The sequence below is a fragment of the Spirillospora sp. NPDC047279 genome, assembly GCF_040643285.1.
GTDB lineage: Bacteria > Actinomycetota > Actinomycetes > Streptosporangiales > Streptosporangiaceae > Spirillospora.
In genome coordinates this window covers 537,136-551,013 of the sequence record NZ_JBEYUA010000003.1, presented here as the reverse complement: position 1 = coordinate 551,013, position 13,878 = coordinate 537,136, and the positions used below count along the sequence as shown (strand labels likewise).

The following is a 13,878-nucleotide window of genomic DNA, read 5'->3' as shown; positions in this document are numbered from 1 at the left end:
TGCCATCGTCAGCGGGTCGCCTTCGTGAAGTCGACGCTGTTCAGCGGTCCGTACACGATGCCGTCCACGCCCGAGCCGAGCCCGTAGTTGTAGATCTGCTTGTAGAGCGGGACGAAGCAGTGCTTCTGGACCACGGCGGTGTTGTCGAGCTCGTCGTAGAGGGGCTGCGCCGCGGCGCCGTCCTTCTGCTCCAGCGCCTCGCCGATCTTCTTGTCGATCGCCGGGTCAGGGCAGTTGCCGGTGATCGAGGCCGACTTCAGGTAGCCGCTGGCGAAGAAGTCGGGCACCGCCACGTTCGGCACCGCGCCGAGCATGTACATGCCGTCGATCTGGCGGCCGACGACCTGCTTGACCAGCGTGCCGTAGTCGACGGGCAGGTACTTGACCTTGAACCCGGCCTGCTCGAGGCTCGCGCCGACGGCCTGCGCGACCTCCTTCATGTTGGTGTACTGCGCGGCCGGGTAGGTCAGGTTGACCGCCGGGGACGACGAGCCGACGAGCTGCTTGGCCTTGGCCGGGTCGGCGTCCACCTTGCTCTTGGGCTGGGTCCCGGGCTTGACGTTCAGCAGCCCGCCGTCGGCGACGGCCTTGCCGTTGAAGATGCCCTTGACGATCTCGTCCCGGTTGATCGCGAGCGCCGCGGCCTCACGCAGGGTCGCATTGTCGAACGGCGGCTTGGTCGACTCGAGCACCGCGGTGATCTTCAGGGCGCTCTCGGTGCTGACGACCTTGAGCCCGGCGTCCTTGGCCTGGTCGGCCTGGGCCGGCGGCAGGTCGAACGCGACGTCGACGCTCTTGCTCTGCAGCAGCGCCAGGCGCTGGGACGCCTCGGTCGCCCAGGTGAAGCTCACCCCGTTGTTGCCGGGCTTCTGGCCCCAGTAGCCGGGGTTCGGCTTGACCGAGATCTCGCGGCCGGGCTTGAGCGCCTCGAACACGTACGGTCCGGTGCCGACCGGGGCGGCGGAGAAGCCCGCCGGGCCCTTGTCCTTGTAGTACTTCGGCGGCACCAGGTACACGGTGGTGAGCAGGTTCGGGATGTCGTACTGCGGACGCTTGGTCGTGACCTCGACGGTCGTGGCGTCCGGCGCCTCGATGGAGGCGACGTTGGTGAAGTAAGTCTTCAGCAGCGAGGTCTGGGCGTCACGCGTGAGCGTCAGCGTGTTGGCCACCGCGGCGGCGTCCGCCGCCTCGCCGTTGCTGAACTTGACGCCCGGGCGCAGGGTGAACGTCCACTTGGTGTCGGACGTGCGCTTCCAGTCGGTGACGAGACCGGTGCGGGCGGGTTCGAGGTCGGTGTCGGTGCTGACGAGCGGCTCGATCATCGTGGCCCAGACGACCTGCGCCGAGCGCGCGCCGGCGATCGGATCGAGCGTGGCCGGCTGGGCGTTGAGCAGGGCCCTGATCTTGGAAGTGCTCTCCGAGCCGGTGCCCGGGTCGCCTCCGCAGCCGGCGACACCGATCGCCGTCGCCACCGCGACGGCGACGGCCGCCAGTCGCCGGGGGCGCAAGCCGTACTTGGTCATTTGGATCCTCCACAGCGTCGGGCTGACCACGGCGCCGGACTGACAACCCTCACGTGTCACTCCGAGCCGGGCCCGTGACGGTCGTCACAAAGTACCGACCGGCCGGTATCAAGTCAATGGGTCGGAACATGTCACCTTGAATCACAATGTCCAGGTTTCCATGGTCAGAGCCTTACTTCATACCGACCGGCATGTATGATTTGGTCATGTCCATCTCAGTGACGTACGAGCACGAGGGACGCGTCGCCAGGCTCACCTACGACAACTCCGCGCGCGGGAACTGCTTCAGCACCGCCCAGCTTCGGGAGCTCGTCGAGGCCCTGGAGGCCGCGGCGGCCGAGCCGGTCCGCGCCGTGATCCGGCTGGACATGGCCGGACGGCATTTCTGCGGTGGCTGGGACACCACGTCGTTCGCGGGCCTGCTGGACGAGTCCGAAGGGGCCGTGGCCGACGCCCTCCGCGCCAGCGACGCGCTGCTCGACCGGATCAGGGCCCTTCCCGTGCCGGTGGTGGCGGGCGTCCGCGGCCGGATCATCGGATTCGGCGTCGGCCTGCTGAGCGCCCTGCACCTTCCCGTGGTCGCCTCGGACGCCCGCGCGTCGCTGCCCGAGGTGCAGTTCGGCTTCGCGCCGGCCGGCGTCGGGCACGTGGTGACCCAGGCGCTGCCGCGCGCGCAGGCGTACGCCCTGCTGTGCGGGCTCACCACCGCGACCGGCCGGCAGCTCCTCACCTGGGGCCTGGCCTCCCGGATGGCCGAGCCCGCCGACCTCGACACGGCCGTCGACGACGTGATCGACGCGCTGCTGGCGGTACCGGGCGACGCGCTGCGCGGCGTCGTCGAGGTCGTCGAGTCCAGCCTGCGAACCGGCCGGCCCGACCGCGCGTACGAGATTTCCGCTCGAACCATCGTCGATGGCAGGCACAAGGGAGGTGAGTCGTGACGGATCAGGTGTTCCAGCCGGGAGAAGCGGTCTGGGTCGAGTTGTGCACGCCCGAACCGGAAGCGGCCGAGGAGTTCTACCGAACGCTCCTCGGCTGGTCGGTGCGGCACGAGAAGATCGGCAGTTCCACGTACCGGATGTGCAGCGTGGACGGCCGCGACGTCGCCGGGATCTCCGACGGCGGCCTGCACGGCGGGCGGCCGCGCGGCTGGCTCACCTACTTCGCCATCGACGACATCGAGCGGGGCGCGCACGAGGCGGTCTCCCTGGGCGGCGAGCTGGTCACGGCGCCGCGGTACCTGCCGGCGGCCGGTACGGGCGCCACGGTGATCGACCCGTTCGGCGCCGCGTTCGGCCTCTACCAGGGCGAGGCCCGCGCGGGCGTCCAGGTGGTCAACCTGCCCGGGGCGCTGTGCTGGAACGAGCTGGACACCGGCGAGCCACAGAAGTCGGTGGCCTACTACCAGTCCCTGTTCGGCTACGGGACCCGGTCGCGTGGCGACACCCCGACCGGGAGGCCCTACACGGTCCTGACCCTCGGCGACCTCCCCGTGGCGGGCGTGCTGGAGATGGACAACGAGTGGCCCAACCTGGTGCCGTCGAAGTGGATCACCTATTTCAGCGTCACCGCGCTCGACGAGGCGGTCGCCCGGGTGGTCGAGCTCGGGGGCACCCCGACCGTGGGGCCGGTCGACGGCCCGCACGGCCCGCTGCACCTGGTGAAGGACCCGGGAGGGCACACGGTGTGCCTGATCCAGCTCGAAGACGGCCTGCGCCCCGACTACGTCTCCTCTCCCCCGGCGGTGACCCGATGACGACCGAACCGTTGTTCGACTCCACCCGGTTCCGCCGCGTGTGCGGCCAGTTCCCCACCGGCGTGACGGCGGTGACCGCCAGGACTCCCGACGGAAGGGTGGCGGCGCTGACGGTCAACTCGTTCACGTCGGTGTCGCTCGACCCCGCGAAGGTGCTGTTCTGCCTGGCGGACTCGTCGTCGAGCTTCCCGACGCTGATGGAGGCGGAGCGCATCGCGATCCACATCCTCAGCCGGGACCAGGAGGACGTCGCCCGGCGGTTCGCGACCTCGGGCCTCACCGGCGAGGAACGGCTGGACGGCGTCGGCTGGACGCCCGGCCCCGGCGGCGTGCCGCTGCTGCCGGAGACCCCCGCCATCCTCGCCGGGGTGCCCGGCGAGATCATCCTCAGCGGCGACCACGTGATCATCCTGGTGACCGTCGACCACGTGCACCTGAAGCCGTCCGACACCCCAGCCCTGTCGTTCTACCAGGGCCGCTTCACCACGCCCGTGGTCGCCGCGTCGGAGTGACGCCGCGGCGACGGGGCCAGACGCGCCCGGCCGGTGACACGATCCCGGCGGGCGGGCGCCCCCGGCCGCGGAACGGCGCGGGCCGCGCGCTCAACCGGGTCGGCCCGCGCGGTCAGTCGGTGAGAAGCCCCATGAGGATCAGCTCGCAGAACTGCTCCGCGACCTCGTCGATGCCGAGGCTGCCGTCCGGGTTGAACCACTGGAACGCCGAGGCGCACATGCCGAAGATGCCGAAGGTGATGATGCGGTCGCTCATCTCCCGGCGGAACGCTCCCGCGTCGATGCCGCGCTGGACGGCCTCGCGGAAGATGGCCTCCAGCGTGTCCCGCTTGTCGGTGACCGACTGGAGCCGGTCGCCGGTGAGGTGCCGCCGCTCCTGGTAGAAGATCGCGACATGCGCCCGGTAGGTGGCGACGCCGGCCAGGCTGAGGCCGATGAGCGAGCGCAGCTGCTCGACCGGGTCGGACGACTCCTCGACGACCGCGCGCGCCGACTCGATCTGGGTGTCGAGGTACTCGTTCTGGATCTGCCAGAGCAGGTCTTCCTTGCTCTGGAAGTGGTGGTAGAACGCACCCTTGGTGAGGTTGGCGTTGACCACGATCTGCTTGAGCGTGGTGCGGTCGAAGCCCTCCCGCTCGAACAGCTGGAGCGCACTGTCGACGATCTCCCGGCGGGTCCGCTGCGGGTCGTAGCCGTCGGACCACCGCCAGCCGGCGTCGGCCGTGCGCGAGGATCCGGCCTCGCGCACCGCCTCCACCGCGGCTTCCTCTGCCATCGCGCTCCTCGTGGTCTCGGTCATGGGTGGTAGCGGAAGAGGATCTCCGCCACGCAGCAGGTCGTGCCGTCGTTCGCGAACTCCACGACCACCGACGCCTTGGCCTGTACCCCCTCGGATCCGCCGTCAACGGCGGGGATCCGCCTGGCCGAGGTGAGGGTGGCGACGCCCTGGATCTCGGTGTCCGGCGGGAGCGGCCTGACGAACCGCACCCGGTCGAGACCGTAGTTGACGCCCATCGAGAAGTCCTCGATCGTGAGGATGTCCTCGAGCAGCCGGGGAACGAGCGCGAGGGTGAAGAAACCGTGGACGATCGTACCCCCGAAGGGGCCGGCCGCGGCCCGCTCGACGTCGACGTGGATCCACTGGTGATCTCCGGTGACGTCGGCGAACCGGTCGACCTCGTCCTGGGTCACCACCCGCACCTGGCTGGCACCGAGCTCCTGGTCGACCAGGTCGAGCAGCTGGCGCGGCTCGCGAAGGGTGGTCCGCTGGGGCGTCCGCATGGTGGGTCGTACTCCATTCCGACTGGTCGCAATGTAATTCTACGCCTCAGCGGGGTCGCCGGGCGTTGATCTGGTGGGCGATGTGCTCGTCGAGCGTGTCGGCCTCGCGCGCCCAGGCCCGCTCGTCGTCGAGGGGCCGGGCCACCTTCAGCATCCGGGTGACCGCGGTCGCGTCGAGGGCCCCGATGGCCCGCGCGATCTCGGCCGCGCGGTCAGCGAGGCCCGCGTCGTCGACCACCTCGCTGACGAGGCCGCGGTGCGCCGCCTCGTCGGCGGTCCAGGTCTCGCCGGTGATCAGGAGCCGGCGCGCGAGGGCCGGGCCGACGGCCGCGGGCAGCATGGCGCTGGACCCCCAGCCGGGGACCTGGCCGACGGCCACGTGCCGGTCGCCGATGCGCGCGCTCCGGGCGGCGACGGCGATGTCGCACGCGAGGAGCAGTTCGAGTCCGCCCCCGTACGCGGCGCCGTTGACGGCGGCGATGGTGGGCCTGCCCGCCGAACGGAGGCGCCGCACGAGGTCGCGCCCCCGTTCGAGGAAGGCCTTGAGCGCGGGCGGATCGGCCAGCAGGCTCGTGCCCTCGGTCAGGTCGGCGCCCGCGCAGAAGCTCCGGCCCGTTCCGGTGAGGACGAGGACGCCGACGCCGGGCTCGCCCGCGCGGTCGAGCCAGGCCTCGAGCCCCGCCATGACCTCCGAACCGCACGCGTTGCCGGCTTCGGGGCGGTCGATGCGGGCCCAGAGCGCCGACTCGCGCCGCTCGACCACGACGGGGCTCATCGGACGGCCACGCAGAGCTTGCCGAACGCGTCCCCGGCGAGCATCCGGCCGGCCGCCGTGCGGACGTCGCCGAGCTCCACGGTGCTGTCGATCACGGGCCGGATCCGGTGCCGGCCGACGAAGGCCGCCAGCTCGGCGAACTCCTCCGGGGTCCCCATGGTCGATCCGTGGATCGTGATCTCGCGGGCGAACAGCCGGGCGAGGTTGAGCGACGCGGTGAACCCGGTCGACGCGCCGCAGACCACGATCGTCCCCCCGGCCCTGGCCGACATCGCCGAATGCTCGAAGGTGGCGGGGCCGACGGACTCGATGACGACGTCCACGAGCTCGGGCACCCGCTCGCCGGTCGGCAGGGCGGCGTCCGCCCCCGCCTCGACCGCCCGTTCACGCTTGGCCTCGGAGCGCGAGGTGACGAGCACCGACGCCCCGGCGGCCTTGGCGAGCGCGATGACGGCGGTGGAGACTCCCCCGCCGGCGCCCTGGACGAGGACGGTCTGGCCGGCCTGGACGCGGGCCTTGGTGAACAACATCCGGTAGGCGGTGAGCCACGCGGTGGGCAGGCTCGCGGCCTCCTCCCACGTCAGATGGGCGGGCTTGGGCACGACGCCGGCGGCGGGCACGACCGCCTGCTCCGCCAGCAGCCCGTGCCCGCGGTCGCTGAGCAGGACGCTGTGCGGGACGGCCTTGCTCCCGCCGGCCGCCGGGAGGACGGGATAGATCAGGACCTCCCTCCCGTCGCAGACGCCGGCGCCGTCGCTGCCGATCACGCTGGGCCCTCCGCCCGGCGCCGCGGCGACGCCCCGGAGCATCCAGATGTCGTGCATGTTGAGCGCGCCGGCGTGGACGTCGACGCGGCACCATCCGCCGGGCACCTCGGGGACGTCGAGGTCCCCGACCTCGATGGCGTTGACGGGGTCGTCGGCCGACGGAGCGGTGACGTAGGCGGCCCTCATTCGGCGTCCCTCCCGGTGAGCTGGTCGAACGGCTTGTCCTCGTAGGGGAACGGGCTCCCCCACCGGTCGAGGTAGGCGACCTGGTTCACGGGCCTGCGCGCCGCGACCTTGAAGTCGGTGCCCTCGGTGTAGGCGACCGGGAGCAGGGTGACCTGGACGACGTCCTCGGGGATCCCGAGGATCTCCGCCGCCCGCCGGGCGTGGTGCAGGTGCAGCGTGGTGATCACGGTGCCGAGCCCCCGGGCGCGCAGGGCCAGGTTGAACTGCCAGACCGCCGGATAGATCGACCCGTAGAGGGCGGAGGCCGTCCCCGGGCCGCCCGTGGCGGGATCGGGGCGCGTGGCGCACGGGACGACCAGGTACGGCGCCTGCCCGATGGTGCGGGCGAGGTGATCGGCCCCGTCCAGGATGCGCCGCGTCCGGTCGCTGACCCGCCCGTCCGCGCCGACCCCGCCGAGCCGTCCCTTGACGACGCGGTTGCCCGTGCCCTCGTCGCTCCGCAGCGGCCCGAGGACGTACTCCTCGTACGCGGCGAGGTAGAGCTCGCCGAGCGCCGCCTTGCGCCCGGGATCGCCGACCACCAGCCAGCGCCAGTCCTCCGCGGCCCCGCCGGTGGGCGCCTGGAGGGCGAGCTGGAGGCACTCCCCGATGACGCCGGCGGGCACGGGCCGGGCGTGGTCGAGGCGGAGCCTGACCGCCCGCGTGGTGGTGAGCACGTGGTTGAGGTCGGTGAACGGGGGCGCGATGGTCATGAACGGACCCCCCGACCTGCTCGAACGGGCATGGCGATTCCCTTTCATACCGACTGGTAGGAATCTAACACGCCGAGCGAGCACCCCCGCAAGAGGCGCGGAAAGACCGCCCACCAGAGGCGGGCGGTCAGATCGGGCCGGTCGCCGACTCAGGTCGAGCTGGGTTCGGGCGTTCCGGCGGACGTCTCCGGCTCCGGGGCGCCCTCGCCCGGGGCGGGTTCGGTACCGGTCCCCTTGCGCAGGTGGTTGAAGAGGAGGTTGAGGACGATGGCGGTGACGCACGCGGCGCTGATGCCGGAGTCCAGGAAGACCGTGGCCCGGTCGGGGAACTCGTCGTAGAACTCGGGGACGGCGACCGGGATCAGGCCGACGCCCAGGGAGACCGCGACGACGAAGAGGTTGCCGGTCTCGGCGAAGTCGGTCTTGGAGAGCGTACGGATGCCGCTGGCGGCCACCGTGCCGAACATCACGATGCCCGCGCCGCCCAGGACGGGGGCCGGGATGGCCGCCACCAGGGCGCCGACCACCGGGAAGAGGCCCAGGACCACGAGGATCGCGCCGGCGACGGCCACGACCCAGCGGCTCTTGACCTTGGTGAGGCCGAGGAGCCCGACGTTCTGGGCGTACGCGGTGTAGGGGAAGGTGTTGAAGACGCCGCCGAGCGCGGTGGACGCGGCGTCCGCGCGGAGGCCGTCGCTGAGCGTGCGGGGCTCGATCCTCTTACCGGTGATCTCACCGATCGCGAGGATGTCGCCGGTGGTCTCGGTCATCGCGACGACCATGACGATGAGCATGGAGACCACCGCTGTGATCTCGAAGACCGGGGCGCCGAAGTGGAACGGGGTGCTGACCCCGACGACGTCGGCGTCGCCGACCTTGGAGAAGTCGGTGAAGCCCAGCGGGATCGCGACGAGCGTCCCTGCGACGATGCCCAGCAGCACGCTGATGCGGGAGAGGAACCCCGGCAGGAAACGCTGGACCGCGATGACCAGGACGAGGACCCCGGCGGCCAGGGCGATGTTCTTGGGCGCGCCGAAGTCCGGGGAGCCCGCGCCACCCGCCGCCCAGCGCACCGCGACCGGGAGCAGGGAGACGCCGATGACGGTGATCACCGTGCCGGTGACCAGCGGCGGGAAGAACCGGACCAGCCGCCCGAAGACGGGGGCGAGCAGCACCATGGCCAGCCCGGCGACGATGACCGCGCCGTAGATGGCGGGCAGGCCGCCGCCGGTGGTGCCGATGACGACCATCGGCGAGACCGCGACGAACGAGACGCCCTGCATGATCGGCAGCCGGGCGCCGAACCGCCAGACGCCGACGCACTGGATCAGGGTGGCGATGCCGCAGATGAGCAGGTCGGCGTTGATCAGGTAGGCCAGGTCCTCGGCGGGCAGCTTCATCGCCCGGCCGACGATCAGCGGGACGGCGACGGCGCCCGCGTACATGGCCAGGACGTGCTGGAGGCCGAAGGCCAGGAGTTGCTGCGCGGGGAGACGTTCGTCCACGGGGTGCACGGGGTGGGTCATGGAGGTATGAAAACCGTGCGCGGTGCCCGGACGTCAGAGCGCCGGATCCAAGAGCCTGTTTCGTCCAGGTAACGGTTTGTGGCTTCGTCCGAAAGGACGCCGGCCGAGACGGTTCGTCTGGAGCCGGCGCCCCTCCTCCGCACTGACCGAACCGAGCCCGGCCGCCTAGCCGGTGACGGTCGCGGGGGCGGCCGCGTGCGCGGGCGGGTGGGCGGCCATGCGCCGGCGCGCGACGAACTTGCCCGCTTCCCACAACACCAGCAGCGTCAGCGCGGGCACCAGTGCCCAGGCGAACTGCTCGAGGTTGATCTCGACCGTGTTCAGCAGCTTGTTGAAGACCTCCATCTGGGTGACCAGTACGGCCAGCACGACCTCGACGAGGATCGCCCAGTTCATCTGCTTGCTGTCGAAGCTGTCGGGGGTCAGCGCCGTCTGGGTCTCGCTGCGGCACTCGAGCGCGGCCACGATCAGGCACAGCGCGAACGAGGTGAACGCGATGGAGTTGCCGATGCGGACGTCGCCGTAGGTCCGCTCACCGAGCTCGATCAGGCTGAGCAGGCCGATGGTGATCGCGAGGCCGGCGAGGCCGACCGTGAGCATCACGCTTCTCGTCAGGAGCGGCTCCCCGCGCGGGCGGGGGCGGCGGCCCATGAGCCCGGGGCTCTCCTTGTCGAAGCCGAGCGCGAAGCCGAAGGCGGCGTTGACGAAGAAGTGGATCCAGAGCACCTGGGCCGGGGTGAACGGCTCGCCGCCCGCGATGTTGAGCAGCGTCGCGCCGAGGAAGGTCAGCACGAAGACCACCAGCAGCACCAGCACGAAGCGCACGTACTTGGCGAGGTTGTCGTAGATCTTTCGGCCCTGCTCCACCGCGAACACGATCGTGGCGAAGTTGTCGTCGGACAGGATCATGCGGCCGGCGTTCTTGGCCACCTCGGTCCCCGAGCCCATCGCGATGCCGATGTCGGCGGCCTTGATGGCGGGCGCGTCGTTGACGCCGTCGCCGGTCATGGCCACGACGTCGCCCTTCTTCTTCAACGTGTCGGCGAGGAGCACCTTGTGCTCGGGGGCGACCCGGCCGAGGACCCCGATGTCGTCGATGCGGGCCAGCCGTTCCTCCTCGGTCAGCGCGGCGAAGTCGGCGCCGAGGATGGCCTCGCCCCCGATGCCGACCTGCTCGGCGATGGCGGCACCGGTGATCACGTCGTCGCCGGTCACCATCCGGACCCGGATGTGCGCGGCCTGGGCCGCCTCGACCGCGGCCCTCGACTCGTCGCGGGGCGGGTCGACCATGCCGACCAGGCTCGTCATCCGCAGGTCGTCGACGTAGGAGAGCAGGTCGCCGTCCGGGTCGAACGAGGACGGGTCGAGATCGCGGATGGCGGCGGCCATCACCCGCTGCCCCTTCCCCTCCAGGCGTTCGACGTGCTCCTGGGCCCGCCGGTCCAGGTCGGCGTCCCACGGGACGCTCGCCCCGTTCGACAGGGCGGTGGCCGCGCGCGAGATCACCGCGGGCGCCGCGCCCTTGACGAAGCACCGCACGACCGGTTTGCCGCTCGCGTCCGTGGCGTCGTTGAACGTGGCCATCAGCTTGTACGTCGGGTCGAACGGCAGGGTGGCCAGCCGCGGGAACCGCTCCCGGGTGGCGTCGACGTCGAGGCCCGCCTTGTGCCCGAGGACCAGCAGCGCGCCCTCGGTCGGGTCGCCGACGACCTTGCCGTTCACGAGCCTGGCGTCGCTGGCGATCAGGTACGGCAGGATCGCGTCCTCGATCGACGGCGACGTGCCCGCGGCGTGCTGGACCCGCCCGTCGAGCCCGTAGCCGATCCCGGAGATCGTGTAGCGGTCGCCCGGGTCGATCACCTCGACGGCGGTCATCTGGTTCATCGTCAGGGTGCCGGTCTTGTCGGAGTTGATCGCCGAGGTGAACCCCAGCGTCTCCACCGACGGCAGGTCCTTCACGATCGCGTTGCGCTTGGCCAGGTCGACGCCGCCGAGCGACAGGATCGTCTGGGTGACCGTGGGCAGCGCCTCCGGGATCGCCGCGATCGCCAGCGAGACCGCGGCCACGAACAGCGCGTCCCAGGCCTCGCCGCGGGCCCGGCCCAGCACGAACATCACGATCATCGTGAGGCCGGCCGCCCCGGCGATCCACAGGGTCAGCCGGTCCAGCTCCCTGGTCAGCGGCGAGACCTCCGTCTCGGTCGCCGACAACATCCCGGAGATCTTCCCGAGCTCGGTGGCCTGCCCGGTGCCTGTGACGATCATGACCGCGCTGCCGTGCGTGACGGGCGTGTTCATGAACGCCATGTCGCTCTGGTCGCCGGGTCCGAGGTCGCCGGCGGACACCGTCCGCGCGTCCTTGGCGGCGGGCACGCTCTCCCCGGTCAGGGCCGACTCGTCGATCTGCAGCGCGCTCGCCTCGACGATCCGGCCGTCCGCGGGCACCTGGTCGCCGGCCGCCAGCAGGACGACGTCCCCGACGACGACCTCCTCCGCGGGGATGTGCGCCTCGACGCCGTCCCGCCGTACCCTGGCGGTCGCCTTCATCATCGACTTGAGGGCGTTCATGGCGCTCTCGGCCTTGCCCTCCTGCCGCATCCCGATCACCGCGTTGACCACGGTCAGGAGCAGCAGCAGGACGGCCGTGCCCCACTCCTGGATCAGCAGCGACACCACCGCGGACACGACCAGGATGATCTGCATGTAGTTGCGGTACTGGGCGGCGAACCGTTTCCAGCCCGGCTCCGGCTGCTCCTCGGGCAGCGCGTTCGGCCCGTCGGCCGCCAGCCGTTCGGCCGCGCGCGCGGCGGTCAGGCCGGTGCCGGGGTCCACCTCCAGCGCGGCGGCCACGTCCTCCGGTGAACGGGCGTACCAGGTCGTGGCGCCCGGTCCGCTCTGAGCTTCCGTCCGCGCGGTCATCGTGCGCCCTTCCGGTCGGCCGAGGCCAGGTACGGGTCGGGAGCGGCGCCCTTGGGGGCCTCCTTCACCAGATCCCGCTTCACGTCGGCCAGCTGGCGCCGGGCCTCGTCGCTCACCTCGGGATACCGCGGATCGATCTCGATCAGCGTGTGCGCCAGCACGGCGGCGGCGCAGATGCGCGCGAACCACTTGCGGTCCGCGGGGATGACGTACCAGGGCGCCCATTCGGTGCTGGTCGCCGACAACATCTGCGAGAACGCGCGCTGGTAGTCGTCCCAGCGGGCCCGTTCGCGCGCGTCGGACGCGGAGAACTTCCAGTTGCGCTCGGGCACGTCGATGCGGCGGAGGAACCGGGCGCGCTGCTCCTCCTTCGACAGGTTCAGGAACATCTTCACGACCGTGAACCCGTTGTCGGTCAGGTACCGCTCCCAGTCGTTGATCTCGCGGTAGCGCCGCCGCCACAGGCCCTTGCCGCGCGCCTCCGGCGGCAACTTCTGCCGGTCGAGGATCTCCGGGTGCACCCGCACCACCAGGACCTCCTCGTAGTGCGACCGGTTGAAGATCCCGATCTCGCCGCGGGCGGGCAGCCGCGCCGCGTACCGCCACAGGTAGTCGTGGTCGATCTCCTCGGCGGACGGCACCTTGAACCCGGCCACGTGCACGCCCTGCGGGTTCACGCCGCTCATCACGTGCCGGATCGTGCCGTCCTTGCCGCCCGCGTCGAGCGACTGGAGGCAGACCAGGACGCCGTGGGTGTCCTGCGCGGCCAGCCGCCGCTGGTAGTCGGCGAGCAGCTCGACGCCGGTCTGGAGCAGTTCGACGCCGTCCTTCTTCTTCTTGATGCCCGCTTTGAACGCCGGGTCGAAGTCCTCGGTCAGGTCCACCCTGGACCCGGGCTTCACCCGCAGCGGCTCGATGAACCGCGCGATCCGTTCGGCCCTCTTGTCTGTCGCCATCCGTCCGCCCTCCTATCGGAGCAGCCGCTGCACGGTCAGCCGTTCGAGCCGCCGCACCGTGTACGGGTGGGACCGCGGCAGCTGCGCGAGCCACACCCAGAAGCCGCGCAGGGCGCGTCCCTGGTCGACCAGTTCCTTGACGTTCACGTCGGTCTCGGTGTGGCGGCCGGACGCCAGGACGACCAGGCCCGCACCCCCGGCCGGGGCCACGTGCGCGCCGCACCGGTCGGCGGAGTACTCGCGCAGCCGCGACAGCAGCTGGCCGAGGATCGGGATGGGCTGCGAGTAGGCGACGGCGATCTGGTACCAGAGCGCCACGTGGTTGAGCTTGATGTGCCCCATCTCGTGGCCGAGGATGAACCGCAGGCCCTCCTTGTTGTTCTTGTAGAGGTTGGCGAACAGCTCGTTCGACAACACCACGTAGTCGTGGCCGGTCGCCTGCGCGGCGAACGCGTTGAGCGCGCCGTTGCCGTTGGCGAGGAAGATGTCCGGCCGGCGCCTGAGCCCGAGCTCGGCAGCGAACTCCTCGGCGGTCTCGTAGATCTCCGGGAACTGGCCGGGCGACAGCTGCACCGCCGTGCCGCGCGTCGAGGCGCGCTGGGTCTCACGGATCACGATCAGCGCCGGGACGAACAGCAGGACGCTGATCAGCCCCCACCGGATGGCGTCCGCCCACGCGGTGCCGGCGAGCCGGTCGGGCAGCAGGGGCAGCACCGTGGCGGCCTGCACGATCCCGATGACGATCAGGACGTTGAGGACCACCATGAAGACGAAGAACGGCATCTCACCCGGGGTGCGCAGCGTCCCTCGCGCCCGCCTGGCCCCGGCCTCCCGGCGGCCGGGACGTTCCCCGGTCGCCGGACGTTCCCGGCCCGACGGCGGCGACCCTGCATGTGACATCGCGCTTCACCCCTCCCGATGGGAC

General features: G+C 71.2%; 13 protein-coding genes. 3 read left to right on the top strand and 10 right to left on the bottom strand.

The window, feature by feature from the left end; translation table 11 throughout:
* Positions 1–8 precede the first annotated feature (8 nt).
* Positions 9–1,523: an ABC transporter substrate-binding protein gene (locus ABZ810_RS09825; RefSeq protein WP_358401512.1), complete on the bottom strand. Its 1,515-nt coding sequence runs from the start codon at positions 1,521–1,523 to the stop codon at positions 9–11.
* A 206-nt stretch (positions 1,524–1,729) separates the two neighbouring features.
* On the opposite strand from ABZ810_RS09825, the gene ABZ810_RS09820 reads away from it, so the two are divergent.
* From ABZ810_RS09820 to ABZ810_RS09810, 3 genes are read left to right on the top strand one after another with little or no spacing between them, the layout of a single operon-like run.
* Positions 1,730–2,464 (top strand): enoyl-CoA hydratase/isomerase family protein, encoded by a 735-nt coding sequence (locus tag ABZ810_RS09820; RefSeq protein ID WP_358401510.1) that lies wholly within the window; start codon positions 1,730–1,732, stop codon positions 2,462–2,464.
* Complete coding sequence (locus ABZ810_RS09815) at positions 2,461–3,279, top strand: VOC family protein (RefSeq protein WP_358401509.1); 819 nt, start codon at positions 2,461–2,463, stop codon at positions 3,277–3,279. Before ABZ810_RS09820 ends, ABZ810_RS09815 begins: the two co-directional genes overlap by 4 nt.
* Positions 3,276–3,791 carry a flavin reductase family protein gene (locus ABZ810_RS09810; protein WP_358401507.1) on the top strand — a complete coding sequence of 172 codons (516 nt, stop codon included), beginning with the start codon at positions 3,276–3,278 and terminating at the stop codon, positions 3,789–3,791. The genes ABZ810_RS09815 and ABZ810_RS09810 overlap by 4 nt, the downstream gene beginning before the upstream one ends.
* A gap of 112 nt (positions 3,792–3,903) precedes the next feature.
* Here ABZ810_RS09810 and ABZ810_RS09805 read toward each other — a convergent pair whose 3' ends face one another.
* The 9 genes from ABZ810_RS09805 to ABZ810_RS09765 form a co-directional block, all read right to left on the bottom strand.
* Positions 3,904–4,566 (bottom strand): TetR/AcrR family transcriptional regulator, encoded by a 663-nt coding sequence (locus tag ABZ810_RS09805; protein WP_358401506.1) that lies wholly within the window; start codon positions 4,564–4,566, stop codon positions 3,904–3,906.
* A 20-nt stretch (positions 4,567–4,586) separates the two neighbouring features.
* The gene (locus ABZ810_RS09800) at positions 4,587–5,072 is read right to left on the bottom strand and encodes a MaoC family dehydratase (protein ID WP_358401504.1); all 486 of its coding nucleotides are present in this window, start codon (positions 5,070–5,072) and stop codon (positions 4,587–4,589) included.
* A 46-nt stretch (positions 5,073–5,118) separates the two neighbouring features.
* Positions 5,119–5,847, bottom strand: coding sequence for an enoyl-CoA hydratase/isomerase family protein (locus ABZ810_RS09795; RefSeq protein ID WP_358401502.1), 729 nt, complete (start codon positions 5,845–5,847; stop codon positions 5,119–5,121).
* Positions 5,844–6,800 carry a zinc-binding dehydrogenase gene (locus tag ABZ810_RS09790; RefSeq protein ID WP_358401500.1) on the bottom strand — a complete coding sequence of 319 codons (957 nt, stop codon included), beginning with the start codon at positions 6,798–6,800 and terminating at the stop codon, positions 5,844–5,846. Before ABZ810_RS09790 ends, ABZ810_RS09795 begins: the two co-directional genes overlap by 4 nt.
* The gene (locus ABZ810_RS09785) at positions 6,797–7,552 is read right to left on the bottom strand and encodes a nitroreductase family protein (RefSeq protein WP_358401499.1); all 756 of its coding nucleotides are present in this window, start codon (positions 7,550–7,552) and stop codon (positions 6,797–6,799) included. The genes ABZ810_RS09790 and ABZ810_RS09785 overlap by 4 nt, the downstream gene beginning before the upstream one ends.
* A gap of 149 nt (positions 7,553–7,701) precedes the next feature.
* Positions 7,702–9,078, bottom strand: a complete 1,377-nt coding sequence (locus tag ABZ810_RS09780; protein WP_358401498.1) for a nucleobase:cation symporter-2 family protein — start codon at positions 9,076–9,078, stop codon at positions 7,702–7,704.
* Between the two features lie 165 nt (positions 9,079–9,243).
* Complete coding sequence (locus ABZ810_RS09775; RefSeq protein ID WP_358401496.1) at positions 9,244–11,997, bottom strand: HAD-IC family P-type ATPase; 2,754 nt, start codon at positions 11,995–11,997, stop codon at positions 9,244–9,246.
* Positions 11,994–12,953, bottom strand: a complete 960-nt coding sequence (locus ABZ810_RS09770; protein WP_358401494.1) for a polyphosphate kinase 2 family protein — start codon at positions 12,951–12,953, stop codon at positions 11,994–11,996. Before ABZ810_RS09770 ends, ABZ810_RS09775 begins: the two co-directional genes overlap by 4 nt.
* Before the next feature lie 12 nt (positions 12,954–12,965).
* Positions 12,966–13,853, bottom strand: a complete 888-nt coding sequence (locus ABZ810_RS09765) for a M48 family metallopeptidase (RefSeq protein ID WP_358401492.1) — start codon at positions 13,851–13,853, stop codon at positions 12,966–12,968.
* Positions 13,854–13,878: the final 25 nt, after the last annotated feature.

Excerpts from the sequence above, each read along its gene's own strand:
- ABZ810_RS09775 (WP_358401496.1), bottom strand. The coding sequence starts at position 11,997 with ATGACCGCGCGGACGGAAGCTCAGAGCGGACCGGGCGCCACGACCTGG.
- ABZ810_RS09820 (WP_358401510.1), top strand. The coding sequence starts at position 1,730 with ATGTCCATCTCAGTGACGTACGAGCACGAGGGACGCGTCGCCAGGCTC.
- ABZ810_RS09825 (WP_358401512.1), bottom strand. The coding sequence starts at position 1,523 with ATGACCAAGTACGGCTTGCGCCCCCGGCGACTGGCGGCCGTCGCCGTC.
- ABZ810_RS09765 (WP_358401492.1), bottom strand. The coding sequence starts at position 13,853 with ATGTCACATGCAGGGTCGCCGCCGTCGGGCCGGGAACGTCCGGCGACC.
- ABZ810_RS09780 (WP_358401498.1), bottom strand. The coding sequence starts at position 9,078 with ATGACCCACCCCGTGCACCCCGTGGACGAACGTCTCCCCGCGCAGCAA.
- ABZ810_RS09790 (WP_358401500.1), bottom strand. The coding sequence starts at position 6,800 with ATGAGGGCCGCCTACGTCACCGCTCCGTCGGCCGACGACCCCGTCAAC.
- ABZ810_RS09795 (WP_358401502.1), bottom strand. The coding sequence starts at position 5,847 with ATGAGCCCCGTCGTGGTCGAGCGGCGCGAGTCGGCGCTCTGGGCCCGC.
- ABZ810_RS09770 (WP_358401494.1), bottom strand. The coding sequence starts at position 12,953 with ATGGCGACAGACAAGAGGGCCGAACGGATCGCGCGGTTCATCGAGCCG.
- ABZ810_RS09785 (WP_358401499.1), bottom strand. The coding sequence starts at position 7,552 with ATGACCATCGCGCCCCCGTTCACCGACCTCAACCACGTGCTCACCACC.
- ABZ810_RS09800 (WP_358401504.1), bottom strand. The coding sequence starts at position 5,072 with ATGCGGACGCCCCAGCGGACCACCCTTCGCGAGCCGCGCCAGCTGCTC.
- ABZ810_RS09810 (WP_358401507.1), top strand. The coding sequence starts at position 3,276 with ATGACGACCGAACCGTTGTTCGACTCCACCCGGTTCCGCCGCGTGTGC.
- ABZ810_RS09805 (WP_358401506.1), bottom strand. The coding sequence starts at position 4,566 with ATGGCAGAGGAAGCCGCGGTGGAGGCGGTGCGCGAGGCCGGATCCTCG.